At 76.5% G+C, this 26,359-nt stretch carries 25 protein-coding genes, 1 tRNA gene and 3 pseudogenes; 9 read left to right on the top strand and 20 right to left on the bottom strand.

Annotated elements, in window-relative coordinates:
- Positions 1 to 2: 2 nt before the first annotated feature.
- Genes SH587_RS11335 through SH587_RS11325 form a run of 3 tightly spaced genes read right to left on the bottom strand, consistent with a single transcriptional unit; the run spans position 3 to position 2,672 of the window.
- Positions 3 to 1,322 carry a protein kinase domain-containing protein gene (locus SH587_RS11335; RefSeq protein WP_320670722.1) on the bottom strand — a complete coding sequence of 440 codons (1,320 nt, stop codon included), beginning with the start codon at positions 1,320 to 1,322 and terminating at the stop codon, positions 3 to 5.
- Positions 1,319 to 1,918 carry a hypothetical protein gene (locus SH587_RS11330; protein WP_320670721.1) on the bottom strand — a complete coding sequence of 200 codons (600 nt, stop codon included), beginning with the start codon at positions 1,916 to 1,918 and terminating at the stop codon, positions 1,319 to 1,321. Before SH587_RS11330 ends, SH587_RS11335 begins: the two co-directional genes overlap by 4 nt.
- A 22-nt stretch (positions 1,919 to 1,940) precedes the next feature.
- Positions 1,941 to 2,672 carry a metallophosphoesterase family protein gene (locus SH587_RS11325; RefSeq protein ID WP_320670720.1) on the bottom strand — a complete coding sequence of 244 codons (732 nt, stop codon included), beginning with the start codon at positions 2,670 to 2,672 and terminating at the stop codon, positions 1,941 to 1,943.
- 10 nt (positions 2,673 to 2,682) lie between these two features.
- Here SH587_RS11325 and SH587_RS11320 point away from each other — a divergent pair, with 10 nt between their 5' ends.
- Both SH587_RS11320 and SH587_RS11315 read left to right on the top strand, forming a co-directional pair.
- Positions 2,683 to 4,062, top strand: a complete 1,380-nt coding sequence (locus tag SH587_RS11320; protein WP_320670719.1) for a M48 family metalloprotease — start codon at positions 2,683 to 2,685, stop codon at positions 4,060 to 4,062.
- Positions 4,059 to 4,475, top strand: a complete 417-nt coding sequence (locus SH587_RS11315; protein ID WP_320670718.1) for a 23S rRNA (pseudouridine(1915)-N(3))-methyltransferase RlmH — start codon at positions 4,059 to 4,061, stop codon at positions 4,473 to 4,475. The genes SH587_RS11320 and SH587_RS11315 overlap by 4 nt, the downstream gene beginning before the upstream one ends.
- Before the next feature lie 7 nt (positions 4,476 to 4,482).
- Here SH587_RS11315 and SH587_RS11310 read toward each other — a convergent pair whose 3' ends face one another.
- Positions 4,483 to 5,409: an aminoglycoside phosphotransferase family protein gene (locus SH587_RS11310; RefSeq protein ID WP_320670717.1), complete on the bottom strand. Its 927-nt coding sequence runs from the start codon at positions 5,407 to 5,409 to the stop codon at positions 4,483 to 4,485.
- Positions 5,410 to 5,508: 99 nt separating this feature from the next.
- Between SH587_RS11310 and argS the strand changes: the two genes are divergently transcribed.
- Positions 5,509 to 7,197: an arginine--tRNA ligase gene (argS, locus tag SH587_RS11305; RefSeq protein WP_320670716.1), complete on the top strand. Its 1,689-nt coding sequence runs from the start codon at positions 5,509 to 5,511 to the stop codon at positions 7,195 to 7,197.
- A 174-nt stretch (positions 7,198 to 7,371) separates the two neighbouring features.
- Here argS and SH587_RS11300 read toward each other — a convergent pair whose 3' ends face one another.
- From SH587_RS11300 to SH587_RS11285, 4 genes are all read right to left on the bottom strand, one after another.
- Positions 7,372 to 8,043 (bottom strand): hypothetical protein, encoded by a 672-nt coding sequence (locus SH587_RS11300; protein ID WP_320670715.1) that lies wholly within the window; start codon positions 8,041 to 8,043, stop codon positions 7,372 to 7,374.
- A gap of 178 nt (positions 8,044 to 8,221) precedes the next feature.
- On the bottom strand, positions 8,222 to 8,980 hold the full coding sequence (locus tag SH587_RS11295; protein WP_320670714.1) for a cytochrome c biogenesis CcdA family protein: 759 nt from the start codon (positions 8,978 to 8,980) through the stop codon (positions 8,222 to 8,224).
- A 7-nt stretch (positions 8,981 to 8,987) separates the two neighbouring features.
- Complete coding sequence (locus SH587_RS11290; RefSeq protein ID WP_320670713.1) at positions 8,988 to 9,503, bottom strand: cytochrome c-type biogenesis protein; 516 nt, start codon at positions 9,501 to 9,503, stop codon at positions 8,988 to 8,990.
- Between the two features lie 8 nt (positions 9,504 to 9,511).
- Positions 9,512 to 10,096 (bottom strand): TlpA family protein disulfide reductase, encoded by a 585-nt coding sequence (locus SH587_RS11285; RefSeq protein ID WP_320670712.1) that lies wholly within the window; start codon positions 10,094 to 10,096, stop codon positions 9,512 to 9,514.
- Between the two features lie 95 nt (positions 10,097 to 10,191).
- On the opposite strand from SH587_RS11285, the gene SH587_RS11280 reads away from it, so the two are divergent.
- Both SH587_RS11280 and SH587_RS11275 read left to right on the top strand, forming a co-directional pair.
- Positions 10,192 to 10,264 (top strand) — tRNA-Gly (locus tag SH587_RS11280).
- Between the two features lie 99 nt (positions 10,265 to 10,363).
- Positions 10,364 to 10,627: a hypothetical protein gene (locus SH587_RS11275; RefSeq protein ID WP_320670711.1), complete on the top strand. Its 264-nt coding sequence runs from the start codon at positions 10,364 to 10,366 to the stop codon at positions 10,625 to 10,627.
- A gap of 161 nt (positions 10,628 to 10,788) precedes the next feature.
- On the opposite strand, the gene SH587_RS11270 is transcribed toward SH587_RS11275, so the two are convergent.
- Positions 10,789 to 11,472 (bottom strand): TetR/AcrR family transcriptional regulator, encoded by a 684-nt coding sequence (locus tag SH587_RS11270; RefSeq protein ID WP_320670710.1) that lies wholly within the window; start codon positions 11,470 to 11,472, stop codon positions 10,789 to 10,791.
- 104 nt (positions 11,473 to 11,576) lie between these two features.
- On the opposite strand from SH587_RS11270, the gene SH587_RS11265 reads away from it, so the two are divergent.
- Genes SH587_RS11265 through SH587_RS11255 form a run of 3 tightly spaced genes read left to right on the top strand, consistent with a single transcriptional unit; the run spans position 11,577 to position 14,768 of the window.
- Positions 11,577 to 12,971 (top strand): cytochrome P450, encoded by a 1,395-nt coding sequence (locus SH587_RS11265; protein ID WP_320670709.1) that lies wholly within the window; start codon positions 11,577 to 11,579, stop codon positions 12,969 to 12,971.
- Between the two features lie 58 nt (positions 12,972 to 13,029).
- Positions 13,030 to 13,593 (top strand): TetR/AcrR family transcriptional regulator, encoded by a 564-nt coding sequence (locus tag SH587_RS11260; protein ID WP_320670708.1) that lies wholly within the window; start codon positions 13,030 to 13,032, stop codon positions 13,591 to 13,593.
- The gene (locus SH587_RS11255) at positions 13,590 to 14,768 is read left to right on the top strand and encodes an MFS transporter (protein WP_320670707.1); all 1,179 of its coding nucleotides are present in this window, start codon (positions 13,590 to 13,592) and stop codon (positions 14,766 to 14,768) included. The genes SH587_RS11260 and SH587_RS11255 overlap by 4 nt, the downstream gene beginning before the upstream one ends.
- Here the strand turns inward: SH587_RS11255 and SH587_RS11250 are convergent.
- A complete protein-coding gene (locus tag SH587_RS11250; RefSeq protein ID WP_320670706.1) occupies positions 14,755 to 15,105 on the bottom strand; it encodes a zinc ribbon domain-containing protein YjdM in 351 nt (116 codons plus the stop codon). The genes SH587_RS11255 and SH587_RS11250 overlap by 14 nt on opposite strands.
- A gap of 24 nt (positions 15,106 to 15,129) precedes the next feature.
- Positions 15,130 to 16,104 (bottom strand): NADP-dependent oxidoreductase, encoded by a 975-nt coding sequence (locus tag SH587_RS11245; RefSeq protein ID WP_320670705.1) that lies wholly within the window; start codon positions 16,102 to 16,104, stop codon positions 15,130 to 15,132.
- 70 nt (positions 16,105 to 16,174) lie between these two features.
- Between SH587_RS11245 and SH587_RS11240 the strand changes: the two genes are divergently transcribed.
- On the top strand, positions 16,175 to 17,155 hold the full coding sequence (locus SH587_RS11240) for a GlxA family transcriptional regulator (protein WP_320670704.1): 981 nt from the start codon (positions 16,175 to 16,177) through the stop codon (positions 17,153 to 17,155).
- A gap of 9 nt (positions 17,156 to 17,164) precedes the next feature.
- Here SH587_RS11240 and SH587_RS11235 read toward each other — a convergent pair whose 3' ends face one another.
- From SH587_RS11235 to SH587_RS11200, 9 genes and pseudogenes are all read right to left on the bottom strand, one after another.
- Entirely contained in the window at positions 17,165 to 18,274 is a 1,110-nt protein-coding gene (locus SH587_RS11235) for an HtaA domain-containing protein (RefSeq protein ID WP_320670703.1), read from the bottom strand.
- Between the two features lie 72 nt (positions 18,275 to 18,346).
- Positions 18,347 to 19,534 carry an HtaA domain-containing protein gene (locus tag SH587_RS11230; RefSeq protein WP_320670702.1) on the bottom strand — a complete coding sequence of 396 codons (1,188 nt, stop codon included), beginning with the start codon at positions 19,532 to 19,534 and terminating at the stop codon, positions 18,347 to 18,349.
- Complete coding sequence (locus SH587_RS11225) at positions 19,531 to 21,006, bottom strand: HtaA domain-containing protein (protein ID WP_320670701.1); 1,476 nt, start codon at positions 21,004 to 21,006, stop codon at positions 19,531 to 19,533. The genes SH587_RS11230 and SH587_RS11225 overlap by 4 nt, the downstream gene beginning before the upstream one ends.
- 11 nt (positions 21,007 to 21,017) lie before the next feature.
- Entirely contained in the window at positions 21,018 to 22,208 is a 1,191-nt protein-coding gene (locus SH587_RS11220; protein ID WP_320670700.1) for an HtaA domain-containing protein, read from the bottom strand.
- A 114-nt stretch (positions 22,209 to 22,322) separates the two neighbouring features.
- Positions 22,323 to 23,135, bottom strand: coding sequence for an ABC transporter ATP-binding protein (locus tag SH587_RS11215; RefSeq protein WP_320670699.1), 813 nt, complete (start codon positions 23,133 to 23,135; stop codon positions 22,323 to 22,325).
- 2 nt (positions 23,136 to 23,137) lie between these two features.
- The gene (locus SH587_RS11210) at positions 23,138 to 24,133 is read right to left on the bottom strand and encodes a FecCD family ABC transporter permease (RefSeq protein ID WP_320670698.1); all 996 of its coding nucleotides are present in this window, start codon (positions 24,131 to 24,133) and stop codon (positions 23,138 to 23,140) included.
- Positions 24,133 to 24,909 (bottom strand): annotated as a pseudogene (locus SH587_RS24645) (ABC transporter substrate-binding protein); the annotation flags it as partial. The gene SH587_RS11210 and the pseudogene SH587_RS24645, both read right to left, overlap by 1 nt.
- Before the next feature lie 138 nt (positions 24,910 to 25,047).
- Positions 25,048 to 25,857: pseudogene (locus tag SH587_RS24640) on the bottom strand (HugZ family pyridoxamine 5'-phosphate oxidase); the annotation flags it as partial.
- Positions 25,858 to 25,933: 76 nt separating this feature from the next.
- A pseudogene (locus SH587_RS11200) lies at positions 25,934 to 26,359 on the bottom strand (hypothetical protein); the annotation flags it as partial.

Here is a 26,359-nt window from a genome sequence, read left to right as displayed (position 1 = left end):
GCCTACTTCTGCTGGTTGTTATTGATCAGCTTGTCGATCTGGTTGCTGATGTCGTCGACCGTGTTGCCGACGACGTCGTTCAGCCGCGGCGCGATCTCCTGGCCGACGACGAAGTAGATCGCGCCGCCGACGATCGCGGCCAGCACCACCAGGATCAGCACGGCGCGGATCAGCCGGCCGAGGCAGCCGCGGCGCTTGGCCGGCTGCTGGGCGGGCGGCTGGACCCAGCCGCCCGGCTGCGGGTCGCGGCGGGGGGCGGCGGCGACCGCCTCGCGCGGGGCGCGGCGCGGCTCGCGGACGGTCCGCCGCGGAACCGCCGGGCGCTCCTCGGTCTCGCGCCGGCGGCCGGCGGCCGGCTGCAGCAGCGTCCGGTCGTCGTCCTCCTCGTCGACCGGGTCGAAGTCGCGCTCGATGCTGGCGATCGCGTCGCGGGGGACGATCGCCGTCGCCCCGGTGCCGGGATCGACGATCCGGGTGCGGGCGTCGTCCTCGCCGTCGCCGCCGAAGGCGCCGTCCTCGATCGCCGACGCGTAGGCCTCGGCGCTGGCGTAGCGCATCCCCGGGTCGAGGCTGAGGGCGCGGTCGACGACCAGGCCCAGCTCCGGCGGGACCTCGGCGTTCAGCTGGTCGAGCAGCGGCGGGGCCTCGCGCTGTTGCTTCAGCGCCAGCTCGGCCAGCGAGTCGGCCTCGTAGGGCAGCCGCGCCGCGAGCATCTGGTAGGTGACGACGCCGAGCGCGTAGATGTCGGCGGCGGGACCGACGTCGCCGCCGGTCGCCTGCTCCGGCGCCAGGTAGCTGGCGGTGCCGACGACCGAGCCGATCTGGGTGATCGACGACTCCTCGGCCATCGCCTTCGCGATCCCGAAGTCGGCGATCTTGACCGTGCCGTCCTCGGAGAGCAGGATGTTGCCCGGCTTGACGTCGCGGTGGATGACGCCGTTGCGGTGGGCGTAGTCGAGCCCGCGGGCCGCCTGGCCGACGAGCGAGACCGTCTCCGGCACCGACAGGTAGCCGCGCTCGTGCAGCAGCTCGGCCCCGGACTGGCCGCGGACCGCCTCCATCACGATGAAGTAGCGGCCGGAGTCGTCGTCGAAGCCGAAGTCGAAGACCTGGACGATGTTGTTGTGCACCAGCCGCGCGGCCGACAGCGCCTCGCGGCGGAAGCGGCTGACGAACTGGCGGTCGTCGGCCAGGTGCTCGGCCAGCAGCTTGACCGCGACGTGGCGCTCCAGCCGCCGGTCGAAGGCCAGGCGGACGGTCGACATCCCGCCGCTGCCCAGCCGGTCGCCGAGCTCGTAGCGGCCCACCAGCAGGTCGCTCATCGGTCCCCCTTCACGGCGTCGCGGAAGTCCTTCCAGGCCTCGCGGGCATCCTTCTGGGCCCGCTTGGCGGCGTCCTTGAAGCGGCGGCGCGCCTCGTCGGCGTTGCGCGGCAGGCCGGTGCCCTCGTCGGCGCCCGGATCGACCCCGCCCGAGTCGCCGTCGCCGGGATCGGTGGTCGGCGGCGGCGTGGTCTGGGTCGGCGGCGGCGTGGTCTCGGTCGTCGTCGTGGTCGGCGGCGGCTGGGTGTCGGTCGTCGTCTCGGGGACCGTGTCGGTCGTCGTCGTGTCGGTGGTCGTCGTCGACTGCTCCTGGCAGTCGCTGTCGATCTTCGTCTGCAGCGCCTCGAAGCCCTCGCGCAGCCGTCGCACCAGCCGGTCGTCGACCGAGCCGGGCAGCTCCTCGACCCGCTGCTTGCCGGCGACCGCCGCGTCGCGGGCCGCGGCGCACTGGTTGTCGGCCGCCGCGTCGCGGGCGTCCTGCAGGCTCTCCTGGAGCGCGCTGGCCGACTGCGGATCGAGCAGCTTCGAGTCGCCGCCGCACCCGGGGAGGGCGACCGCGGCGGTGCAGAGCAGGACGAAGGGAAGGGAGGCGCGCATCTGGGGGGCGATCCGCTGGAGGCTACCGGCCGAACTGCAGGCGGTCGGCCAGTGACGGGGGCAGGCGGGCGTCGCGGATCGCGCGGGCGGCGCCCTCGACGTCGTAGGGCACCCGCCGCCAGGTCGCACGGCCTTCGAGCGGATCCAGCTCCAGCCAGGCGGCGCGCGGATCCTCGTCGCGCGGCTGGCCGACGCTGCCCGGGTTGAGCAGCCAGCGGCGGGCGCCGAGCAGGATCTCGTCGCCGTCGCCGCGGCGGGCGAAGACCACCGGGTCGCGGCCGGCCTTGGCGAACGAGAGCGCCACGTGACTGTGCCCGATCAGCGCCACCTGGTCCTCGAACGCCTCCAGCGAGCGCTCGGCCTGCTCGTCGCTGAGGACGTATTCCCAGACCGGGTGCAGGGGGCTGCCGTGGGCCAGCACGCAGCCCTGGACCTCGGCGCTCGGCTGGAGGCCGGCCAGCCACTCGCGGTGCTCGCCCTGCAGCTCGTCGGCCGTCCAGGCGGCCGCGGCGGCCGCGTCGGGGGTGAACTCGGCGCTCGACAGGGCCCCGATCGCCACCAGGTCGTGGTTGCCGGCCAGGCTGATCGCGGCGAACTGGCGGATCGCCGCGCAGCAGCCGTTCGGATCGGCGCCGTAGCCGACGATGTCGCCGAGGCACCAGATCTCGTCGCAGCCGCGATCGTCGGCGTCGGCGAGGACGGCGTCGAGGGCGTGACGGTTGCCGTGGATGTCGGAGAGGACCGCGACGTGCATACTCGGAGGGATGGTGCGTGCCCAGAGGCCGCTCGCTGCCGGAGCGGCGACGCTCGTCGTGGCCCAGGCGGCGGTGGTCGCACTGCGTCCGAGGACGCGATTCCCGCTCGCCCGGACCGCCTCGGCCCGACCGATCGACCCGGGATCGTACTTCACCCCGGACCAGCTGGACCGCGCGCGTCGCTTCCGGCGGCCCCAGGCGGCGCTCGGCTGGGCGTCGACGGCGGTCGAGGCGGGGCTGCTGCTGGCCCTGGCGCGCCGCCGCCGCTGGGCGCCGTGGGGCGCCGACCAGCCGCCCGCGGCCACCGACGACCCGGAACCGGAGCCCGCCGGCCCGCCGCCGGGCTGGTTCGAGCGCCATCCGCTGGCCGCCGGCGCGGCCGCCGGGGCGGTGACGGTCGCCGCCGTCGGGCTGGCGCCGCTGCCGCTGGCCGCGCTCGCCCGCCGGCGGGCGCTGCGGGCGGGCCTGGCGACCGGCAGCTGGGGGCTGTGGGCGGCCGACGCCGGCCGCTCGACCGCGCTCAGCGGGGTGGCGGGGGCGGTCCTCGGGGCCGGCACCGTCGGCCTGGTGCGGCGCTGGCCGCAGCGCTGGTGGCTGCCCGGCGCCGGCCTCGGCCTCGGGGCCTCGGCGGCGCTGACCTTCGCCGCGCCGCTGCTGATCGAGCCGCTCTTCACCCGCACGGTGCCCGCCGACCCGGCGCTGACCGCCGACGTCCGGGCGCTGGCGCGGCGGGCCGGGGTCCACGTCGACCGGGTGCTGGTCTCGGACGCCAGCCGCCGCACGACCGCCGTCAACGCCCACGTCAGCGGGCTCGGGCGCTCGCGGCGGGTGGTCTTCTGGGACACGTTGCTGGAGCGCTTCTCGGCCCGCGAGGCGCGGGTCGTGGTGGCCCACGAGCTGTCGCACGTCGTCCACCGCGACATCCCGCGCGGACTGGCCTTCCTGGCGATCGTCGTCGGACCGGCGACCCGCGCGACGGCGGTCCTGGCCGAGGCGCTGACCCGGCCCGGCGCCGGTCACCCGGACGGCCGCGGCGGCACGCTGCCGGTGACCGTCCCGGGGGTGCTGCTGGCCGGCGGCGCGGTCGGGGCGCTGCTGGCCTCGGCCTCGGGCCAGCTCTCGCGGGCGATCGAGCGGCGGGCCGACGCCGACGCGCTGCGCTGGTCGGGCGACCCGGCGGCGATGGTCGAGTTCCAGCAGAAGATCGTGGTGGCGAACCTCGGCGATCCCGATCCGCGCGGGCTCGCGCGCCTCAGCCAGCTGCTGCTCGGCACCCACCCGACCACGATCGAGCGGATCGCCGCGGCGGTTGGCCACGCCGCCGAGGCGGGGATCGCCCTGCCCGCCCCGCGGCCGCCGCGGCTGGCGGCGGGGGAGGGACCGGCGTGAAGGTGACGGTGGTGGCCGTCGGCAAGGCCCGCGCGCCCTACCTCGACGACCTGGCCCACTACGAGAAGCTGCTGCGGCCGTACGTGAAGCTGGAGTCGATCGAGCTGCGCGACGACGCCGACGCGGCCCAGGTCGCCCGGCGGGTGCCCGACCGCGCCCACTGCGTGCTGCTGGCGATCGACGCGCCGACCCGCGACAGCGTCGCCGCCGCCGACTGGCTGGAGCAGCGGCGGGCCAGCGGCCGCGACCTCTGCTTCGTGCTCGGCGGCGCCGACGGGCTGGCGCTGGAGCGGGCCGACGAACGGCTCTCCTTCGGGCCGATCACGCTGCCCCACCAGCTGGCGCGGGTGATCGTGCTGGAGCAGCTCTACCGCGCCCACCGGATCCTGCGCGGCGAGCCGTACCACCACTGAGCGGGACTCAGGGCGCCAGCACCCGCGCCACCGCCAGCACGTGCTCGTCCGGCCGCGGGTCCTCGTCGAGCGACCAGACGGCGGAGAGGACGGCCTGGACGAAGCCCCAGCCGCGGACGCGGGCCTCGTCGAAGCCGGTCGCGGCGGCGATCCGGCGGCAGCGGCCGGCGGCCAGCTCGGCCACCCGCTGGCCGTGCTCGAGCGGGTTGTAGAGGAAGGCCGCCGGCTCGTAGGTGGCGTCGCCGCGGAGGCCGTGGGGGTCGATCGCCAGCCAGCCGCGGGCGTCGTCGCGGAGGATGTTGTCGTGGTGCAGGTCGCCGTGCAGCAGCACGTCGCCGTCGGCGGTGGCCAGCAGCTGCTCCGCCACCCGCGCGGCGCTCGCCACCAGCCCGCCGGGGAACGGATCGCCCGCCGGATGGGCGCGGAGGTGGTCGTCGAGCTCGGCCACCCGCTCGCGCAGGGTCGGCAGCGACGCGAACGTCACCCCTCCGTCGTCGGGGCGGTGGAAGGCCCCGATCACGGCGCCGAGCGCGTCGCAGGCCTCGTCGTCGCGGACGTCGGCCAGCGTCGCCAGCAGGGTCCCGGGCACCACCTGCTCCAGCAGCAGCGCGCCCTCGTCGGCGGCCGACTCCAGCAGCCGGCAGGCGCCGCGGCCCTCGGCCAGGGTCAGCCAGGCGGCCTCGGGACGGAGGATCTCCGGATCCGGCGAGAGCTTCAGCACGCACGCCGCGCCGTCGTCGTCGCGGACGGTTGCCGCGACCCAGTTGTAGGAGAGCGGGAAGGGCCGCAGCGGGCCGAGCCCCCAGCGGGTCCTCCAGCCCTCGATCGTGGCCGGTAGCTCGTCGATCCAGGCCCGGGCCGGCTCGCCGTGGATCGCCAGCAGCCGCCGGCGGAAGGCCGGGTCGAGGGGCGCGGGGGAGGGGAGCGGGGGCACCGGACCATTCTCGCGGGCGGCGGGTCGACGGGCTCGAACCGGCGGGGCGCCCGGCCGGAGCCGCGTCGCGCGCCCGCGCGTCCTATCGTGTGGGAGACCGTGACCGACGCAACGATCGCCTCTCCGCTGCAGCGACTGCGCACCGTCCTCGACGACGCGGTGCTCAACGTCACCGGGGGCGAGCGTCCGCGATCGGCGCCCTCGCTGGAGCGGCCGAAGCAGGCGGCGCACGGCGACTACGCGACCAACGCGGCGATGCTGCTGCCGAAGATCGTCGGCGCGGCCCCGCCGATGATCGCCGAGCGGCTGACGGTGGCGCTCCAGGAGCACCTGGGCGACGCGCTGCGCGAGGTCGAGGTGGCCGGCCCCGGCTTCCTCAACCTGCGGCTGTCGGACGGCTGGCTGCAGGCGGCGCTGGCCGACGTGGTGGCCGCCGGCGAGCGGTTCGGCTCCGGTGCGGCAGCGGACGCCGGCGTCGACGAGGCGATCCACCTGGAGTTCGTCTCCAACAACCCGACCGGGCCGGTCCACATCGGCGGCGCCCGCGGCGCGGCGTTCGGGTCGGCGCTGGCCAACCTGCTGACCTTCCACGGCCACCGGGTCCACCGCGAGTACTACGTCAACGACTACGGCAACCAGGTCGCGATGTTCGGTGCCTCGCTGCAGGCCCGGGCCCGCGGCGAGGAGGTCCCCGAGGGCGGCTACCAGGGCGACTACATCGCCGACGTGGCGGCCCTGATCCCCGACGCGGCGACCCGCCCCGTCGAGGAGGTCGCGCTGGCCGGGATCGCGCTGATGGTCGAGCGGCAGAAGGCCTCGCTCGACCGCTTCCGGACGACCTTCGACCGCTGGTTCAGCGAGCGCTCGCTGTACGAGCCGCGGCCGCCCGCGGGCGGCGGCGAGCCGATCAGCGAGGTCGACGAGGCGTTCGCAGTGCTGGCGGCGCAGGGCCGCTCGTTCGAGCAGGACGACGCGCTCTGGCTGCGGACGACCGACGACGGCGACGACAAGGACCGGGTGATGCGGCGGGCCGACGGCCGGCCGACCTACTTCGCGTCCGACATCGCGTACCACCACGACAAGCGGCTGCGCGGCTTCGACCGGGTGCTCGACGTCTTCGGCGCCGACCACCACGGCTACGTCGCGCGGGTGGTCTCGGCCTTCGTCGCCCTCGGCGGCACCGCCGAGCAGATCGAGGTCCTGGTCACCCAGTTCGTCAACCTCTTCGAGGACGGTGAGCGGGCGAAGATGAGCAAGCGGGCGGGCGAGTTCGTGGCGCTCGACGACCTGGTCGACGACATCGGCGTCGACGCCGCCCGCTGGTACCTGCTGGCGCGGTCGGTCGACACGACGATCGACCTCGACCTGGACGAGGCCCGTCAGCAGTCGCAGGAGAACCCGGTCTACTACGTGCAGTACGCGCACGCCCGGATCCGCAAGATCCTGCGGCGGGCGGCCGACGGCGAGACGACCGAGGCCCGCGAAGGCGCGCCCGAGCCGGAACCCGGGTCGCTGCTGGTGGCCAGCGAGCGCGAGCTGCTGCTGGCGCTGCTGGCCTGGCCGGACGAGGTGGCGGAGGCAGCCGCCCGCCGCGCCCCGCACCGGATCGCGACCTACGCGCTGGCGCTGGCGCGGCAGTTCTCCGCCTTCTACCGCGACTGCCCGGTGCTGGCGGCCGGCCTGCCGGACGAGGTTCGCGCGCGGCGGCTCGACCTCTGCCGGGCCACCGCCGCGGTGCTGGCGGCGGCCCTGGGCATCCTCGGGGTCGACGCGCCCGAGGAGATGTAGTCCGCCGGATGGTTGATTCCGCGCGCTCGCGGCGCGGATGCACGTCCCGGACGGCGCGGATCCGCCCCCCCCCGGGCACCTCAGTCAGGCCACCGGCCTGGCTCTCGGCACCCGGTGGCGTCCCGCATCCGCCCGGAACGCACCCCGCATCCACGATCTCGCGGAACCAACCATCTACGGGTTGAGCCGCGCCACCCGGGTCGCGGTGATCACCCGGTTGCGGGCGGTGGCGCCGATGTCGCTCACGCAGACCAGGTCGACGAGGCCGCCGTCGGACTGGCCGCTGAGGGCGATCGTGCCGCTGAAGACGGCCGCCGCCCGGGTGCTGGTCGAGCCCTGCGAGGTGGCCTGGCCGCTGTCGCGGAGGGCGCAGCGGACCAGCGCGCTGTTGGCGCTGTTCGAGCCGACCTCGACGCTGCTGGAGAGGATGTAGGAGCCCTCGGGCAGGGTCAGCTGGGCGACGCGGTCGCCGCCGTTGAACTCGCCGGTGTTGAGCGAGATCGACGTCGAGCCGGCGGTGGTGGTGGCGAAGCCGTCGAGCGCGGTTCCGGCTCCCGGGGCGCCGGGGGTGCCGGGCGTCCCGGGGGTGCCCGGGGTGCCGGGCGTCCCGGGAGTGGCGGTGGGCAGCTCGCCGGCCTTGAAGTCCTTGCGCAGCAGCGACCCGTTCTTGATGTCGCTGGACTTGATCGAGTCGTTCTTGATGTCGCGCGACGTCAGCGAGTTGTCCTTGACGTTGCGCGAGGTGATCGTGATGGCGGCGTAGCTGGTGCCGCCGAGCGCCACGAACAGCGCGAGCAGCGACAGGACGTTGGCGAACCGCAGGCCGTGACGTACGCGAGCGAGCATGGTCGTTCCCTTCGGGGTGGCCGGTCTCGCCGGCCGGTGAACTGGACGCACCCACCGTAGGAGCGGCCGGATGAAGCCCACGTGAACCACCGCGACGGCCGATCCGCAGGGGACGCGCCACCGACCGTAGGGCCCGCGCGCGCCCGCCGCATCGGGGACAACCCCGATTCGCCGGCGGCTACTGCTCGAAGAACGCGAAGACGCCGCCGAGGCCGAGGCTGTCGGCCAGGTCGCGGGTCTCGGCGGCCAGGCGGGTCATCTCGTGGTTCGCCACCAGCCAGCCGACGACCAGCAGCAGCACCCCACCGACGGCGGTCACGACCGCGTAGTGGTTGCGGAGCACGCGGGCGGCGCTCGTCACCCGCTCGAAGGCGAGCGCGGCGGCCACGAACGGCACCGCCAGCCCGAGGCCGTAGAAGAGCAGCAGGAAGGCGCCGCCGCCGACGCCGGTCTGGGCGGCCGCGGCGGTCAGGATCGCGCCCAGGATCGGGCCGGTGCAGGGGGTCCAGGCGATCGCGAAGGCCATCCCGGCGACGACCGGTCCGCCGGTGCCCGCGCGGCGCAGCAGCACCTCGGGCCGGAGGGTGCGGTTGAGCCACGGGACGAACGGGGTCAGCAGGTAGATCGCGCCCATCGCCATCAGCAGCACGCCGGCGACGATCTCGAGCGTGTTCTTGCTCTTGGCCAGCGGTGCGCCGACCCCGTTGGCGAACATGCCGAGGGCGACGAAGACGAGGATGAAGCTGAGGCAGAAGAGCGCCGCCGGGCCGAGGATCGTGGTCGTGCGGCGCTCGGCGGCCGGCAGCGTGCTGGCGCCGCCGGTCAGCACCGACAGGTAGCCGGGCACGAGCGGCAGCACGCAGGGCGAGGCGAACGAGAGCAGGCCGGCGGCGAAGGCGGCGAAGATCGTGGGGTCGGGGGCGACGGCGAGCGGCACGGTCGGCTCAGCGGTAGCGGGCGAGGTCGGCGTCGAGGCGGCGCGCGTCCTCGCCGCTGGGGGCGTCCTCGGCGGGGGCGGGGGCGTCGTCGGCGGTGGCGGGGGAGAAGGGCGCGTCGTCGTCGACGCTGCGGCGGCGGCGCCAGCGGCGGACCAGCACGGTCAGCAGCGCGGCGGCGGCGAGCGCGCCGAGGGCCGGCAGCAGCCAGCGGAGCAGCCGGACGGTGTCGTCGGGCGGGTCGATCAGGACGTTCTCGCCGTAGATCTCGACCATCCGGTCGACGACCTGGTCGGCGTTCAGGCCGCGGGCGGCGAGCCGCTCGATCTCGGTCCGCTCGCGGTTGGCCTGGGTCGCCTCGGACTGGTTGAGCGGGGTGTTGCAGGTGACGCACATCAGCCGCGACTCGGCCTCGCGCGCGACCTGCTGCTGCTGGGCCGGGGTGGGGGCGGCGACGGCGGCGGCCGGCGCGGCCACGAGGGCCAGCAGCGCGGCGAGCAGGCGGAGGGGGAGGCGGCGGCTCATCGCGGTGGTCAGCGGGCGGGCAGGCCGGCGGCGGGGACGCCGGCCTCGCCGAGGGCGCGGCGGAGGAAGGCGACGTCGACCTCGCCGCGGACGAGGTCGCGGATCCGGCCCTGGCGGTCGATCACGATCGTCTCGGGCACCTGGAGGGCGCCGTAGTCGGTGGCGAGCTTGCTGCCGGGATCGCCGAGCGAGGGATAGGTCATGCCGTAGCGGCGGGCGAAGGCGACGCTGTCCTCGGGCGTGTCGCGGTTGGTGACGCCGAGGACGGTGCCGGCGTTGGCCTTGCGCAGCGCCTGGTGGGTGCGCTCCAGCAGCGGGGCCTCGGCCTTGCAGGGCTGGCACCACGAGGCCCAGATGTTGAGGACGACGACTTGGCCGCGGTAGTCGGCGATCCGGGCGGTGCCGTCATGGCCGACCCGCGGCAGCTGCCGCTGCAGCCCGGGGGCGGCGACCACCTTGCCGGCCTGGATCTGCGCGTCGATCGTGTCCCGCCGATCCTCGCCCTCCCCGGTCCGGGCCATCGCGAAGACCAGCAGCCCGATCAGGCCGAGGGCGAGGATCCCGAGCAGGAACGGCACGGCAGAGCGGCGCATCGCCCAAGAACGTTAGGGATTCGGCCGCGCGACGGCCGCGCCGCGCCGCCCGGCCCGACCCCCGCCGGTCGGGCGCGATATCCTCGCCGCAGCGTGCGGCAGTAGCTCAGTTGGTAGAGCATCAGCTTCCCAAGCTGAGGGTCGCGAGTTCGAGCCTCGTCTGCCGCTCTCGATACGGAACCCTCGGCGAGTCGCCGGGGGTTCCGTCGTTTGGGGGCGATGGTCGCGCGGGTTTGGATCGTCGGTGGCTGGCGCTACCGTTGACCCATGAGCGCACAGGCTGACGTGTTCGCCCGGCTCCAGGAGCAGTTCGACGGTCTGACGCGGACGCTCTCGGCGGTGCAGACGCTCGACGCGCGGCAGGCCGAGCAGGTCGCGGCGCGGATGGATCGCCTCGCCTCGCAGCTGTTGGAGGTGACCCCGCCGGTGCCGATGAGCGAGGTCTACGCCCGGCTCGGCGCAACGCCCGCGACCGAGGCCGAGTTCTCGGCGCTGGTCGACCAGATGGGTCCTGCCGACGGCGAGGGCTGAATGGCCGGAAGCGACCGGCCGCTCCCGGTCCGGTTCGACGAGCCGGTCTGGCGCCAGGCGGTCGGGATCGGCGACCAGAACGCCCGCGTTCCGGTCGCCGATCGTCTCTAACGAAACTTGCCGATTCCGTTAGGGACGATCGGCCGCCGCCATGCCACCCCTCAGCCCCCGACCGTCGGATCCTGCGCCCGGACGGCGTCGATCGAGGCCTCCAGCGCGGCCACCAGGACCTCGATCAGGTCGTCGGTGGCCGGGGCGCGGCGGCTGATCCAGTCGGCCGCCGCCGCCTCGACCGCCGCCACCCAGGCGCGGGCCGCCGCCCAGGCGAGGGGTGACTCCGGACCGCCCTCGATCGCCTCGACCACGCGGGCGGCGAAGCCCTCGCGGGTCGCGGCGACGATGCCGGCGATCTCCGGGTCGGTGGCCGCCGCGCGGCGGAAGGCGGCGTGCACCTCGGGCGCCTTCTCGACCGTGGCGAAGTAGTGACGGAGCCCCGTCCGCAGCTCGTCCTCGGCCGGGTCGGCGGCGGCGTCCGGCGGCCCGCCGCCCGCCGCGCTCTCGCCGCCCGCTGCGCCCTCGACGCTCGCCGCGCCCGCCCCGGCCTCTTCGTCGGGCGCCGTCAGCCGCCCGGCCGCGGCCGCGATCGTGGCCACGTACAGCCGCCGCTTGTCGCCGAAGTGGTGGTAGAGCAGCGCCCGCGAGACCCCGCACGCCTCGGCGATCCCGTCCATCGACAGCTCCTCGTACGGCCGCTGGGCGAAGAGGCCCATCGTGACCTCGAGGATCTGCTCGCGCCGGCGGTCGATCGGCAGTCGCGTTCGGGGCGGTCGCTCGGGCTCGGGCACGTCGTCGTCAGCCTAGGAGCCGGCCGTGTGCGGTAGATCACAGTCCGGGGCGGCGGGCTAATTCTACAGTGCGTCCAATAGCGGCCAGGGACCGGAGAAGCGCGATGACGACCAGCGGCACCGAGACCATCAGCCAGGCGGCCCCCGCGTCGCCCGCCGGCCCGCTCGGCGACGGCGAGACCGGCCTGCCCGCGCCGCCCGTCCTGCCCGGCGGCCCCCGCCGCCAGACACTGCGCTTCAGCGTCCGCCAGTCGAGCCTGCTGATCGCCGCCCAGCGCCGCTACGGCGACGTCTTCTCGCTCGACCTGAGCCAGGAGCGCGTCACCTACACCTCGCACCCCGACCACGTGCGCTCGCTGCTGACCGCCGACCCGGCCGTCGCCCCGTCGCTGACCGGCCAGTCGCCGCTGCGGCCGATCGTCGGCGACAGCTCGGTGCTGACCGCCGTCGGCCCCCGCCACATGCGCCAGCGGAAGCTGCTGCTGCCCGCCTTCCACGGCGAGGCGATCGCCCACTACCGCGACCAGATCACGATCGCCGCCGAGCGCGAGATCGCCGGCTGGCCCGTCGGCAAGCCCTTCCGGCTGGCCCCCGCCGCCCAGGCGATCACCCTCGACGTGATCCTGGCCGGCGTCTTCGGGATCGACGGCCGTCCCGCTCCCGGCACCGCCGAGCACCGCCTGCGCCGCACCGTCCGCGGGATCCTCGCGCTCTCGGTCGGCCCCGGCGCCAAGCTCGCCGAGCTGCTGAACGTCGGCAGCGACGAGGCGGTCGGCGCCCAGCGGCTGGCGATGGACTGGCTCGACCGCGCGATCTACCCGCTGATCGCGGCCCGCCGCGCCGCCCACCGCCCCGGCGAGGGCCACGACGTGCTCTCGATGCTGCTCGACGCCCGCACCGAGGAGGGCGAGCAGCTGACCGACCTGGAGCTGCGCAACGAGCTGGTGACCCTGGTCCTCGCCGGCCACGAGACGACCGCCAACACGCTCGCCTGGGCCTTCGAGCGGCTGCTCCGCACCCCCGCCGCCTACGACCGCCTGCGCGAGTCGGTCCGCTCCGGCGAGGACGACGGCTACGTCGACGCGGTGATCCACGAGGCGATGCGGATCCGGCCGGTGGTGCCGACGATCGGCCGCGAGGTCCTGGTGCCGTGGCGGCTGGGCGATGTCGCCGTCCCCGCCGGCAGCCGGATCCTGATCAGCATCCTGCTGCTCCACCGCCGCGCCGACCTCTACCCCGATCCGCTCGCCTTCCGGCCCGAGCGGTTCCTCGGGGTCAAGCCCGGCACCTACACCTGGCTGCCCTTCGGCGGCGGGATCCGTCGCTGCCTCGGCGCCGCGCTGGCGATGGCCGAGCTGCGGATCGTCCTCCGCGAGATCGTCCTGCGGACCGACATGGCCGCCGTCGACGCCGCCGCCGAGCGACCGGCCCACCGCAACGTGACGATGATCCCGGCCGCCGGCGCGCGGCTGACCGTGACCGCCCGCCGTCCGGGCTGACCTCCCGCCGGACCCGCCGTGAGACATAGAAGTCTCATTCACGCTACTCTTCCGTCTCATGTTGAGCGTGGAGCAGTTGCGGCGGGTTCGGGACGAGCTGGGGCCGCAGTCGTGGCACGAGGTCACGATCGCCGACCTGGCCCGCGCCTCCGGCGTCTCGCGGGCGACCCTCCACCGCCACGGCATCACCAAGCAGGAGGTCGCCGACGGCCTCTCCGAGCTGCTGCGCGACGAGTACGCCGCCGCGGCGCTGCCGGCCTTGACGGCATCCGGCCCGGCGGTCGCGCGGCTGGAGCAGGCCCTGCGCGCCGTCTGCGCGGTCGACGAGCGCTACCGGGGGCTGATCGACGGCCTCGGCGACCGGCTGCCGGACGTCTTCCACGAGCCGGGCGAGGGCGAGGTCCTGACCCGTCCCGGCTTCACCGACGCCCTCCGCCGGATCCTCGAGGACGGCGCCCGCGACGGGACCCTCGCCGCCGACGACGATCCCGAGGAGACCGCGACGCTGCTCTTCAACGCCGCCGGCTGGACCTACCGCCACCTGCGCACCGGCCACCGCTGGAGCGTCGAGAAGGCGACCACCCGGGTCGCGGCGCTGCTGACCGCCGGGGTCCGGCCGTGACCGCCGCGGCGATCGACCGGCGGGCGATGGGCCGGCTGTCGCTCGGCCACGGCTGCGCCGACCTCTGCCAGGGCGCGGTGCCGGCGCTGCTGCCGGCCCTGATCGCCCACCGCGGCCTGAGCCTGGCCTCGGCGACCGCGCTGGTCTCGATCGCGACGATCGGCTCATCGGTGGTCCAGCCGCTCTTCGGGCTCTGGGCCGACCGGCTGTCGACGCCGCGGCTGGCCCCGATCGGGGTCGCGATCGGCGCCCTCGGCCTGGGCGCCGTCGGGCTCTGCCACAGCTACCTGGCGCTGGCCGTGGCGCTGGCCGTCAGCGGGCTCGGCGTGGCCCTCTTCCACCCCGAGGGCGCGCGGATGGCCGGCGCGGTCGCCGGCGGCAGCGCCCGCGGGATGAGCTACTTCTCGATCGGCGGCAACGTCGGCTTCGCGGTCGGGCCGGCGCTGGTGCTGCTGGTGCTGGCGATCGGCGGCCTCGACGCGGCGCCGCTGCTGGCGCTGCCGGGACTGGCGGTGGCGGCGCTGCTGGCGCGCGAGCTGCCGCGGATCGCCCCGGCGGCCGCCGCGGCCGCGCCCACCCGCGCCGGCACGCCCACCACGGCGACGCCCGCCGCCTGGGGACCGTTCACCCGCCTGGCCGGCGCCGCCGTCTCGCGGACCGCGGCCTTCTTCGCGCTGCAGGCGTTCGTGCCGCTCTACCTGGTCCAGCAGCTCGGGACCGGCGACGGCGTCGGGACCCTGGCGCTGGTGGCGATGCTGGCCGCCGGCGCGCTCGGGACCCTGATCGGCGGCCGCTGCGCCGACCGCTTCGGCCGGCGGGTGGTGCTGGTCTGGGCGATGCTGCCGCTGGCGCTGCTGCTGGCCGCGCTGCCGCACGTCGGGCTGGCGCTCTTCCTGGTGCTGCTGCTCGGCGTCGGGCTGACCGTTGACGGGCCGTTCGCGACCACGGTCGTGCTCGGCCACGAGTACCTGCCGGGCCGCACCGGCCTCTCGTCGGGGATCACGCTCGGGCTGGCGATCGGCCTCGGCGGCCTGCTCGCGACCGGGCTCGGGGCGCTGGCCGACGCGACCAGCCTCCACACCGCGCTGCTGACGCTGCCGGTCTTCGCGGTCGCGGCGCTCGGGCTGGCGCTGTCGCTGCCCGACCCGCCGCGGGCGCTGGCTAGGCCTTCTTGACGACGCTCGACTTCAGCTGCATCGCGCCGAAGCCGTCGATCCGGCACTCGATGTCGTGGTCGCCGACGCCGTCGACCAGCCGGATGTTGCGGACCTTGGTCCCGGCCTTGACCGGGGCCGAGCTGCCCTTGACCTTGAGCGTCCGGGTGACGGTGACCGTGTCGCCGTCGGCGAGGACGTTGCCGACGGCGTCGCGGATCACCGGCGCCGTCTCCGCCTCGGGAGCGGCGGCGCCCGGCTCCCACTCGTGGGCGCACATCGAGCAGACCTGGAACCCGCCGCGCGGGTAGGTGTACTCGCTGGCGCACTCGGGGCAGGGCGGCTCGGTGTCGGTCACGGCGCTGAACCGTAGTCGACGGGGTCAGCGGTCGCCGTCGCCGACCTCCAGCACGATCTTGCCGGCGGTCCGGTTGGTCGCGCCCAGCTGGTGCGCGCGGTCGGCCTCGGCCAGCGGCAGCACCGCGGCGATCTCCGGCCGCAGCCGGCCCTCGTCGACCAGCCGCGCCAGCTGCAGCAGGCCGTGGCGGTCGGGCTCGACGACGGTCCAGCCGGTCCGGATCCCGCGCGCCGCGGCCGCCGCCTCGACCTCGGCGCCGGGGGCGTCCGGACCGGTGATCGAGACCAGCCGGCCGCCGTCGCGCAGCAGCGCCAGCGAGCGCCGGGCGTAGTCGCCGCCGATCGTGTCGAGGACGACGTCGACCGGCGCGGTGGCGGTGACGAAGTCGACGGCGGTGTAGTCGATCGGCTCGTCCACCCCGAGCCGCCGCAGCAGCGCGTGCTTGCCGGCCGAGGCGGTGCCGACGACGCTCGCCCCGAGCGCCCGCGCGATCTGGACCGCCACGTGCCCGAGCCCGCCGGCTGCGGCGTGGACCAGGACCCGCTCGCCGGGCTGGACGTGGGCGACCTCGGCCAGCGCCTGCCAGGCGGTCAGGCCGACCAGCGGCAGCGCGGCCGCCTCGACGTGGGAGAGGGCCGCGGGCTTCGGCGCCAGCTGGCGGGCGGGCGCGACGACGTACTCGGCGTAGGCCCCGGCCTGGCGCGGGAAGCGCGGCATCCCGAAGACCTCGTCGCCGACCGCGAACAGGGTCGAGCCGGGGCCGACCTCCGCGACCACGCCGGAGACGTCCCAGCCGAGGATCGCCGGCTCGTCCCACATCCCGAATCCGCCCGAGGCGCGCGACTTCCAGTCGACCGGGTTGACGCCGGCCGCGCGGACGGCGACGAGGACCTCGGTCGGCCCCGGAACGGGGCGGGGGAGGTGGGTCTCGCGGAGGGGCTCGTCCGCGCCCCAGGCGGGGACGGTCAGGGCGCGCATGGTCTGCTCGATCGTGCTCATGGAGCGAGTGTTCCGGCGCGGCGACGAGCCCACCAGTGGCCGAAAAGACAAGATGCGCAAGAATCTGGCCATGGTCCATCGCGTCGCGGTGCTCGCCCTCGATCGGGTCGTCCCCTTCGACCTCGGGATCCCCGCGCGCGTCTTCGGCGCGGCGCGCGACGGCGACGGTCGCCCGCTCTACGCCGTCGCGACCTGCGCGATCGGCGGCGGGTCGGTCCGCACCAGCGCCGACTTCTCGATCGCCGTCGACCACGACGAGCGGCTGCTGCGGCGGGCCGACACGGTCGTCGTCGCGACCCAGGAGCCGGAGGGCGCGCTGGCCGAGGACGGCGTGCTGCCGGAGCCGGTGCTGGCGGCGCTGCGCGCGATCCCCGAGCGGACGCGGGTGGTCTCGATCTGCACCGGCTCGTTCGTGCTGGCCGCGGCCGGCCTGCTCGACGGCCGGCCGGCGGCCACCCACTGGATGCAGGCCGAGCGCTTCCGGCGGCTGTTCCCGCGCGTCACCCTCGATCCCGACGTGCTGTTCGTCGACGACGGGCGGGTGCTGACCGCGGCGGGCGGGGCGGCCGGGGTCGACCTCTGCCTGCACCTGATCCGGCGCGACCACGGGGCGATGGTGGCCAACGCCGCCGCCCGCCGCTGCGTCGTGTCGCCGTGGCGGGAGGGCGGTCAGGCCCAGTTCGTCGAGCCGCCCCCGCCGCGCCACGGCGACGCGACGACCGCGCCGACCCGCGAGTGGGCGCTGGGGCGGCTGCGCGACCCGCTGACCCTGGCCGAGATGGCCGCCCACGCACGGATGAGCGTCCGCACCTTCAGCCGCCGCTTCCGGGCCGAGGTCGGCGTCAGTCCGGCGCGCTGGATCATCCAGCGCCGCGTCGACCTGGCCCGGAGCCTGCTGGAGACCACCGACCTGCCGGTCGAGACCGTCGCCCACGAGGCCGGCTTCGGCAGCGCGGCGGGGCTCCGCCAGCACCTGCAGGCGACGATCGGCGTCGCCCCGCTCGCCTACCGCCGGACCTTCCGCGGCGAGCCGGCCGCGCCGGCGGCGTGAGCGGCCGGATCAGCCGTTGACGACGGAGAACGTGATCGGGTCGAGCGCCTCGCCCGGGTGGTAGAAGTCGGCGAAGGCGGGGGCGCCGGCCTCGGTCAGGGTCGCCGGGACGCCGCTCCAGCCGACGGTCTTCCCGTTCGCCGTCCGGCTGCCCTTGGTCAGGTCGAGCGTCGCGAGGCCCACGTTCGGGTAGTCGACGACGTGGCCCGAGGAGAGGCTCTTGCTGCGGACGTCGGCGTGGAGCATGCCCTGCTTGGCGCCGGCGGCGACGACGATCCGCGGCCGCCGGATCTCGACCCGCAGCATCGCGGCGTCGCCGCTGCCGTGGCCGCTGAAGAGCACGCTGCCGGCGAAGCGGGCGTCGAGCGCACCGGTCGCGGGGTCGTGCTGGCCGCTGCCGGCGGCGAACCGGAAGCTGCCGTCGGGGTTGTTGGCCGCGCCGTCGGCGAGGGTGGTGGTGCCGCCCGCGAAGGCGCCGGCCAGGTAGCGGCGGAAGGAGGCCTTGACGCCCCAGTCGGCGTGGCCGCTGGCGATCCGGGTCGACGCCGGACCGGGGCCGCCGGTGGTCGGGGCGAACGTCGCCGCGACCGTCGCGCGGGCGATCTTCGCGCCCGGCAGCTTCGGCAGCCGCAGGGCCCGGCGCAGCGTCCGCAGGGTGGCGCTGGTCGCGGTCAGCCGCAGCGCGCCGCCGGCGGTGCCGGCCGCCGCGTCGATCCGCAGCGGGGCGGCGGGGGCGACGCGGAAGAGCGTCCGCCGCGGGCCGCCGCCGACCCGGCCGACGACGGTCGGCGTGCGGTCGAGGTCGAGCCGCAGGGCGCTGATCGTGACCCGGCCGCGGGGCGCGCGCAGCCGCAGGCCGGCGCGGGTGGCGTGGCGCAGCGTCGTCGCCTCGCCGTCGCGGCCGACGCTGCCGGCGGCGATCGGCAGCACGATCCGGCCGCTCCGCCGGCGGGCGTCGCCGGTCGCCTCGAGCCGGACCTTCGCCCGCTCGAGCGCGACGCCGGGCCGGACGGTCGTGGTCCCGCCGCTCGCCGCGACGGTCGCGGCCGGGGCGGCGGGCGCGGCGGCCGCCGGCAGGGCGACGGCGGCGAGGAGGACGAGGACGGCGGAACGGCGCAAGCGAGGAACCCGGATCGCGGACACGGAGTTCGGGCAGCCTAACGCAGGCCGCCCCTCCGCCGTCCGCCGCCCTCAGCGGCCGAGGGTCAGCTGCACCCGGTCGATCCCGCCGAACGGGTCGCCGTCGGCGTAGAAGCCCTGGAAGGCGCCGCTGCCGCTGGCCGGCACGCGGCCCGCGATCCCGGTCACCGCGACCTCGTCGCCGGCGATCGTCCGCTCCGCCGCCGCCAGGTCGAGCGTGACGTAGCGGCCGCGGCCGTCGAAGCTGGTGGTCGATCCGGGCGCGCCCTTCAGCGTCGCGACCAGCTGCGAGTCGGCCCCGTTCAGGACCAGCTCGGGATCGGTCGCGGCGTAGTCGATCAGGTGGCTGGAGAAGCGGTGCCGGAGGCCGCCGCCGAAGCGGATCGCGCCGACGCCGAGGACCGGGTCGTACCAGCCGCTGGTCAGCGGGTAGACGTGGCTGTACGGCAGCGCGATCGGCTCGCGGCCGTCGACCGAGAGCGACTCGACCGGCCCCGCCGTCGCCGGCGCGATCACCGTCGTGCCGCCGTCGGGGTCGCTGCCGCGGCCGCTCTCGATGTACTGCAGCCACGACGGTCGCTGGCGCCAGGTCAGGGTGCCGGCGACGACCGGCCGGGCGTCCGCCGTCGGGGTCAGGGCGCTGCCGGCCGGCAGTGACGGGGCGGGGGTCAGCGCGCCCAGCCGGGCGTCGACCGCGACGGTGCCGAAGCGCCCGCCGCGCAGCCGCGGCAGCCGCAGCGCCCGGCGCAGGATCCGGGCGCCGCGGGCGGTCAGCGTCACGCGGCTGGCGCGCAGGCCGACGGTGCCGGCGGTCGGCCGCAGCGTGCGGTCGGCGCCGCGGCTGGCGATGGTCAGCAGCCGCTCGCGGCGGCCGCGGACGACGGCGCTGATCGTGCCGCCGTGGCGGACGGTCACCCGCAGCCCGGTCAGCCCGAGCTTGCGGTCGCCGGCCCGCAGCACCAGCCGGCCCTCGTGGTCGACGATCCCCTGCGCGGCGTCGACGCTGCCGCTGCGGACCGGCAGCCGCAGCGCGCGACCGCGGCGGACCGCCGGCCGGCGGGCGTCGACCGTCGCGACCGCCCGCAGCCGCGTGGCCGCCGGACCGTCGAGCGTCAGGACGGTGATCCCGCGCGGCGCGGTGGCGGTGGCGGCGGCCGCCGGCGCGGGCAGGAGGCCGGGTCCGACGGCGAGCAGCGCGACGGCGGCGACCGCGAGGAGAGGACGGCGGGGCGCGCTCACGGGCCCAGCTCCGCCAGCGGGACGGCGATGGTCAGCGTGCCGAAGGGGCTGCCGGCCGGGTACTGGCCGGAGCCGAGCGCGGCGGCCGCCGAGTGCTGGAGCTGCGGGTCGGGGGTCGCGCCCGGGGCGTCGGGGGCGACCGTCGCCGGGACCGCGGTCCAGGTCCGGATGCCGTCGCCGTCGGTCGGGGTCACCTGCGACAGGTCGAGGTCGAGCAGCGGCAGCTGCTGCCAGCGCTTCGGCCGTGGCGTACCGGCCAGCGCGTCGGCCATCGCCCCCGAGTCGCGGCCGTCGGCGTAGAGCCGGGCCTGCTGGCGGTCGGCGGCGATCACGATCCGCGGGTCGCTGATCCGGGTGTCGATCAGGTGCGCCGGCATGTCGAGGTGGACCGTGCCCCGCAACTGGAGGATGACCTCGTCGCTGGCCGGGTCGCGCTCGACGGCGGCGACGGTGAACCGCGACCGGTAGCGGGTGGCGTCGGCGGTGGTCGCCGCGTAGCTGGCGTCGGGGGTCGCGCGATAGGCGGCAAAGACGCCGGCGCGGTCGGGCTGGCCGGCGTTGCCGCTGTCGACCAGCGAGACGATCGAGGCAGCCGGCGGGCTCGCGGCGCCGTCGGCGCTGACCCCGACCGCGGCGCCGCCGGTGCCGACCAGCCGTCCCCAGCCCTGGCTGCAGAGCGGGTCGCTCGCGGGGGCGACCGAGGCCCAGCGGCGCAGCAGGTAGTCGACCAGCGAGGTCCGCAGGGTCCAGCGAACCGGCGGCGCGGCGCTGGCCGGGGGGACCGCCGGATAGCCGTCGGGGTAGCGGACGTCGCCGGGATCGGTGGTCGCGCAGACCGGGCCGGGGGCGGGCCCGGGCGGTGGGCCCGGGGCGATCGGTCCTGGGCCGGGGACGGTCGGACCGCCGGGCGCGGGCGGCGCCGGCGCCGGCAGGGTCGCGCGGACGGCGACGGTGCCGAAGCGGCCGGCGGCCAGCCGCCGCAGCCGCAGCCCGCGACGGAGGGCGCTGGCCCCGGCGGCGGTCAGGCGCAGGCTGGCGCCGTCGAGCCGCACCCGGCGGGCGCCGGCGTCGTAGCGCGGCGGGCGCTTGCGCGCGGGGGCGATGGTGAAGACGGTGACCGTGCGGCCGCCGACCCGCGCCCGCAGCGACGAGCGCCGGCCGAGCACGGTCCGGACCGCGCTGATCCGCAGGCTGCGGCGGCCGGCCCGCAGCCGCAGCTCGCCGCGGTGGTCGAGCGTGGCCGCGCTGCGGCCGACGGTGCCGCTCGCGACCGCCAGCGTCCAGGCCGTGCGCTTGGCCGTGGCCGGCCGCGCGGCGCCGATCCGGACCTGCTTGGCCAGCGCCTGGCCGGCCGTTCCCGTGGGTCGGATCGTGGTCGTTCCGGGGGCGGACGCCGCCACGGCGCCGGCGGGCACGGTGGCCAGGCCGGCGGTCGCGAGCAGCGCGACGCCGAGGCCGCGGCGGGGGGTCATCGTCGTCCTCCTCAGCCGTTGTCGAGGGCGAACGAGAGCGGGTCGAGCGCCGTGCCGGCGGCGTAGAAGTTGGCGAACGCCGGCGCGCCGTCGGCGGTCATCGTGGCCGCGACGCCGCTCCAGCTGACGCCGGTGGCGGTGGTCGACTTCGTGCCCTGGGCGAAGTCGAGCGTGGCGAGGGCGACGTCCGGGTACTCGACCAGCGCGCCGCTGGCCATGTCCTTGCTGGTGACGTCGGCGCGCAGGACGCCGTCGGTGGCGCCCGCGGCCAGCACGACCCGCGGCCGGCGGAGGACCACGTGCAGCGCGCCGGCGTGGCCGTCGAAGGTGACCGTGCCGCCGAAGCGGGCGTCGATCGCGCCGCTGGCCGCGTCGTAGCTGCCCTCCGGCGGCGCGAACCGGAAGCTGCCGTCGGGGTTGGTCGCGGCGCCGTCGGCGACGGTGATCGTGCCGTGGGCGATCGGGCTGGCGATGTAGCCGCGGAACGAGGCCTTGACGCCCCAGTCGGCGGTGCCGGTCAGGGTCGGGCCGGGGTTGGTCGGCGTCGTCGGGACGGTCGGCGTCGTCGGGACGGTGGGGACGCTCGGGCCGGGATCGATCGGGCTGACCGGGATCACCGGCGGCGCGACCGCCGGCGCCGACGCGAGCGTCACGCTGACCCCGGCGCGGCCGAAGGTGGTGGCCCGCAGCCGTGGCGCGCCCAGCTGCTCGCGGAGGCTGCGGACCGCGCCGGCCACCAGCCGCAGGCTCAGCGACGGCCGCGAGGCGGTGGTGCCGGCGGCGTCGGGGTAGAGCGTCGTCGCCTTCAGCCGGAAGATCGTGCGCCGCGGGCCGCCGTCGATCCGGCCGCGGACCAGCGGCGTGCGGCCGAGCTTCAGCTGCAGGTCGGTCAGCGTGACGCTGCCGTCGCGGCCCTTCAGCCGCAGCCCGGCGCCGCCGGCGACGTCGACCAGCGTGACCTTCGCGGTGCTGCCGCCGCTGACCGGCAGCACGATCGCGCCGCCGCTGCCGCTGGCGGCGCCCTCGGCGCTGATCGTCACCCCGGCCCGGGTCAGCGCGCGGGCGGCGGCGCCCTTCGGCGTGACGGTGACCGTGCCGCCGTCGATCGTGGCCGCGTGGGCGGCGGTCGGGACCAGCGCGGCGGCGGTTCCCGCGACGAGGGTCAGGGAGAGGGCGCGCGAGGCGCGGGCTGAGCGGGGCACGGGTTGCTCCAGGCGTCGGATCCGGGGGGAGAGCGGTCGCTGCCCGGCAACACCCGGACATCAACCTTCGGCCACCCTAACAAAAGCCGACGGTGATAGTCGGCAATGCCCGGGTCAGGCGCCGGCGGGCGGCGTCAGCCAGTCGACGTCGAGCGCCGTCCGGCCGCGGTCGTCGCGGCGGAGCGCGGCGTCGACCCGCCAGATCCGGGCCAGCCGCTCGCGGTCGAGCACCGCCTCGGGGGGGCCGCTGGCGACCGTCCGCCCGTCGGCCATCACCACCACCTCGTCGGCGATCGCCGCGGCCAGGGCCAGGTCGTGGACCACCAGCACGATCGCCAGCCCGTCGCCGGCCAGCCGCCGCAGCAGCTGGGCGAAGGTCGCCGTCGCGCCGAGGTCGAGCGCCGAGGTCGGCTCGTCGGCGATCAGCACCGGCGCGCCCTGGGCCAACCCGACGGCCAGCTGGACCCGCTGCAGCTCGCCGCCGGAGAGGGTCGACAGCTGGCGGTCGATCAGCTCCAGCGCCGAGGCCCGCCGGAGCGCATCCTCGACCGCGTCGCGATCGGCCCGGCCCGGCCGCCGGAGGGCCCCGATCTGGGGCGAGCGGCCGATCATCACCGCCTCGCGGACGTCGATCCCGTCCGGCACCCGCGGCCGCTGGGGGACGAACGCCCGCAGCCGCGCCAGCCGCCGGCCGGAGACCTGGCGGACGTCGGTCCCCTGCCAGCGGACGCTGCCGGCCGACGCCCGCTGGAGCCCCGCCGCCGTCCGCACCAGCGTCGACTTGCCGGCCCCGTTCGGGCCGACGATCGCCACCAGCCGTCCCGGCCGGGCGGTCAGGTCGGCGGCGTGGACGATCGGCCGCCCGCCCAGCCGCACCTCCAGGTCGCGGACCTCGAGCAGCGGCGGGGCCTGGTCGCTCGCGGTCACCGTCAGACCGCCTTCCGCAGCAGCCACAGGAACAGCGGCACGCCGAGCGCGACCATGAACGGCCCGACCGGCAGCGCCAGCGGCGCCGCCACCCGCCGCGAGACGATGTCGGCGATCAGCAGGATCGCCGCCCCGCCGAGCGCCGAGGCGGGGACCACGAAGCGGTGGCTGGCGGTGCCGCCGGCCATCCGCATCACGTGCGGGACCACCAGCCCGACGAAGCCGAGCAGCCCGGCCAGCGCCGCCGCCGCGGCCGCCAGCAGCGCCGCGACCGCCGCCGCGGCCAGCCGGATCGCGCGCGGGCGGACGCCGAGCGACTGGGCGACGTCGTCGCCGAGCGCCAGCCGGTCGAGCGGCCGCACCAGCAGCGCGGCCAGCGCCAGCCCGGCGACGACGTAGTACCAGACGTGCTCCAGCACGCCCCAGCCGTCGTCGGCGATGTAGCCGGCGATGAAGAAGATCGCCGACGAGACCCGGTCGGGGTAGGCGGTCATCAGCATCGTGGTGCCGGCGGTGAAGACCGCGCTGACCGCGATCCCGGCCAGGATCAGCCGCGCGATGCTGCCGCCGCCGCGGCCGCTCCAGGCGACCACGAAGACCAGCCCGGCGGCGAGCAGGCCGACGGCCAGCGCGCTCAGCGGCACCAGGGCGACCGCGTCGGGGATCGCCAGCAGCAGGACCATCGCGCCGAAGCCGGCGCCGGCGGTGACGCCGATCACCTCGGGCGAGGCCAGCGGGTTGGCCAGCGCGCCCTGCAGCAGCGCCCCCGAGACCCCGAGCGCGGCGCCGACGGCGATCGCCGTCACCGTCCGCGGGATCCGCAGGTTGTCGATGATCTTGTCGGTCGCCTCGTCGACGTTCCCGTCGCCGACCAGCGGCAGCGCGTGCAGCACGTCGGCGAGCGGGATCGTCGTCGAGCCGAGCGCCACCGACGCCAGCGCGGCGAGCACCAGCAGCGCCCCGGCGGTCGCCAGGACGGCGGTTTGGCGCAGGGCCACTAGTTCTTCAGGTACTCGCGCCGGACCTTCGTGATCACCGCGCCGGGATCGTCGGAGGCCTGCAGCAGCGTGTTCGGGTCGGCGATGTGGATCTGGCCGCTCTTGGCCGCGCGGGTCGGGGCCCAGCCCGGCTTGTTGCGGAAGAACTGCTTCGTCGCCTCGATCGCGGAGACGTTGCCGTGCGGCACGACGATGATCACGTCGGGATCGCGCCGCAGCACCTCCTCGTCGCTGAGCGGCGCGAAGCTGCCCGGGATGCCGGCGTTGAACGACGCCTTCAGGCCCGCGGTCACCAGCTCGCCGCCGGCGTAGCTGATCGCGTCGCCGCCCCAGCTGTTGGGCAGGAAGGCGATCGTCGAGCGGCCGACGCCGAGCACCAGCAGCACCTTCGGGCGCTTGACGATCCCGCCGCGGGCGGCGCGGATCCCGCGGTCGATCCGCTTGATCGCGGTCCGTGCCTTGCGCTCGCGGCCGAACAGCCGGCCGAGCCGGCGGACCGCGGGGGAGACGTCGTTGATCCGCAGCGGCTCCAGATGGTCGACGACCTCGATCCCCTGGCGGCGGATCCGCGGCGTCCCGGTCCGCCAGTTCGGCGACGAGAGCACCAGGTCCGGCTTGATTCGGATCAGCTGCTCGAGGTTCGGCCCGTTCGGGTGCGCCAGCGTCAGCCGCCGGACCCCGTTGAGCCGCCGGTTGCGGGGGACGGCGTCGATCGCGTCGCCGACGGCCTTCGGGGTGATCCCGAGCCGCGCGACGGCGTTGGCCAGGAACGGCGAGAGCGCGACGACCCGCTTGTAGCTCTTCTTCTTCTTGGCCGCGACCTTGGCGGTCGGGGCGGCGTCGGCGGTCGGGGCGGTGGCGCCGACGCCGCCGGCCACCAGCGCCAGCGCCAGCAGCGGCAGCAGCACCGCGCCGCGGGCCCGGCGGGCGAGGGCGACGGTCGCGGCCCGGAGCCCGGCCGGCGCGTCGAGCCGCTCGTCGAAGCCGATCCGCGAGCGGCCGACGCCGCGCGGCGTGGTCACGCGCAGGTCCAGGCCGTAGCGGTCGGCGCGCAGGCAGCGGGCCTCGTCGGCGTCGTCGTAGCCGCCGAGGTTGCGGGCCATCTCCAGCAGCGCGTCGGCGTGGTCGGCGTTCAGGTGCTCGACCGCGTAGGCGGCGCCCGGCAGCACCGGGTCGGGCGCGGCGGCGGCGTAGTCGTCGGCGCTGACCGAGTCCATCCGGCCGTAGCCGCCGACCCAGCGCGCGCGGTCGACCCGCAGCAGCCAGGTCCGGAAGTCGCCGAAGCCGGCGAACAGGCCGGCCGGCGGGACGGCGGCGACGTAGGCCTCGCGGGCCTGCTCGGCGTCGTCGCCGGTGGCCGGCTCGACCGCCCCGGCCAACGTCACCCGGCCGCTGTCGAGCGGATCGCCGCCGGTCGCCGGCGCGACGACGCTGAGGCTCGCGCGCGGGTCGCGCAGCAGGTTGCGGCCGTGCTCGGCCAGGGTCGAGACGACGAGCACCGGGCGGCCGTCGGCGAGCGTGGCGAAGGCGACCATCGAGGCCCAGGGGCCGCCGTCCTCGGAGAGCGTGCCGAGGGTGCCGATCGTGGCGCCGGCGACGATCGTCCGCGCCTCCTCGGCGGGCGAGAGGCGGGTGTCGGCGGCGACCGGCGTCGATAGCGGCGCGGGGGCCGTGTACGCGTCGGCGGGAGCGTCGTGGTCGGGCAGGGCGTCGAGGGGCGGCATGTCAGGAACGTCGCAATCGGTCGGGGTACCCAGGGGTGGTGCGCAGGAGGGGGGGACGGCGGGCGTCGGCGGGGGCTCATCGCGGTCCCCGTTCGGCGCGGCGGCGCTCGAGCAGCGAGCCGGCGAGCGCGACCGCCAGCAGCGCGCTGGCCAGTCCCAGCGTGGGACCGTCGTCGCCGCCGTCGGGGCCGCCGGCCGCGACCCCGGCCGTCCGCGGCGTGGGGCCGTTGGCGCCGACGACGGTGCCGGCGACCTGGTCGGCGGCACCGTCGTCGGCGTCCGGCTGGGCGCGTCGGCGGCGGGCGGCGGCGCGGGTCGCGGCGCGGGCGGTGGCGTCGTCGGTCCGGTCGCCGGCGGCGGGGGTGGGCGCGGCGCCCGATCCAGCGGGGGAGCCGCTGCTCGATCCGCCGCGGGCGGAGCCGCCGCCGCTGCCCGAGCCGCCGCGGCCGCCGCTGGTGCGGTCGCCGGAGCCGTCGGCCGAGGCGCCCTCGAGCGCGCCGGC

This window comes from Patulibacter defluvii (assembly GCF_034096925.1).
GTDB classification, from domain to species: Bacteria; Actinomycetota; Thermoleophilia; order Solirubrobacterales; family Solirubrobacteraceae; genus Patulibacter; species Patulibacter defluvii.
The sequence above is the reverse complement of the archived record's forward strand: the minus strand, read 5'-3'. Positions and strand labels throughout refer to the sequence as shown.

What these genes read in the sequence shown, in the direction of transcription:
- SH587_RS11330 (WP_320670721.1), bottom strand. Translation starts at nt 1,918, where the DNA reads ATGCGCGCCTCCCTTCCCTTCGTCCTGCTCTGCACCGCCGCGGTCGCC.
- SH587_RS11265 (WP_320670709.1), top strand. Translation starts at nt 11,577, where the DNA reads ATGACGACCAGCGGCACCGAGACCATCAGCCAGGCGGCCCCCGCGTCG.
- SH587_RS11325 (WP_320670720.1), bottom strand. Translation starts at nt 2,672, where the DNA reads ATGCACGTCGCGGTCCTCTCCGACATCCACGGCAACCGTCACGCCCTC.
- SH587_RS11290 (WP_320670713.1), bottom strand. Translation starts at nt 9,503, where the DNA reads ATGAGCCGCCGCCTCCCCCTCCGCCTGCTCGCCGCGCTGCTGGCCCTC.
- SH587_RS11285 (WP_320670712.1), bottom strand. Translation starts at nt 10,096, where the DNA reads ATGCGCCGCTCTGCCGTGCCGTTCCTGCTCGGGATCCTCGCCCTCGGC.
- SH587_RS11225 (WP_320670701.1), bottom strand. Translation starts at nt 21,006, where the DNA reads ATGACCCCCCGCCGCGGCCTCGGCGTCGCGCTGCTCGCGACCGCCGGC.
- SH587_RS11275 (WP_320670711.1), top strand. Translation starts at nt 10,364, where the DNA reads ATGAGCGCACAGGCTGACGTGTTCGCCCGGCTCCAGGAGCAGTTCGAC.
- SH587_RS11320 (WP_320670719.1), top strand. Translation starts at nt 2,683, where the DNA reads ATGGTGCGTGCCCAGAGGCCGCTCGCTGCCGGAGCGGCGACGCTCGTC.
- SH587_RS11260 (WP_320670708.1), top strand. Translation starts at nt 13,030, where the DNA reads ATGTTGAGCGTGGAGCAGTTGCGGCGGGTTCGGGACGAGCTGGGGCCG.
- SH587_RS11335 (WP_320670722.1), bottom strand. Translation starts at nt 1,322, where the DNA reads ATGAGCGACCTGCTGGTGGGCCGCTACGAGCTCGGCGACCGGCTGGGC.
- SH587_RS11240 (WP_320670704.1), top strand. Translation starts at nt 16,175, where the DNA reads ATGGTCCATCGCGTCGCGGTGCTCGCCCTCGATCGGGTCGTCCCCTTC.
- SH587_RS11245 (WP_320670705.1), bottom strand. Translation starts at nt 16,104, where the DNA reads ATGAGCACGATCGAGCAGACCATGCGCGCCCTGACCGTCCCCGCCTGG.
- SH587_RS11300 (WP_320670715.1), bottom strand. Translation starts at nt 8,043, where the DNA reads ATGCTCGCTCGCGTACGTCACGGCCTGCGGTTCGCCAACGTCCTGTCG.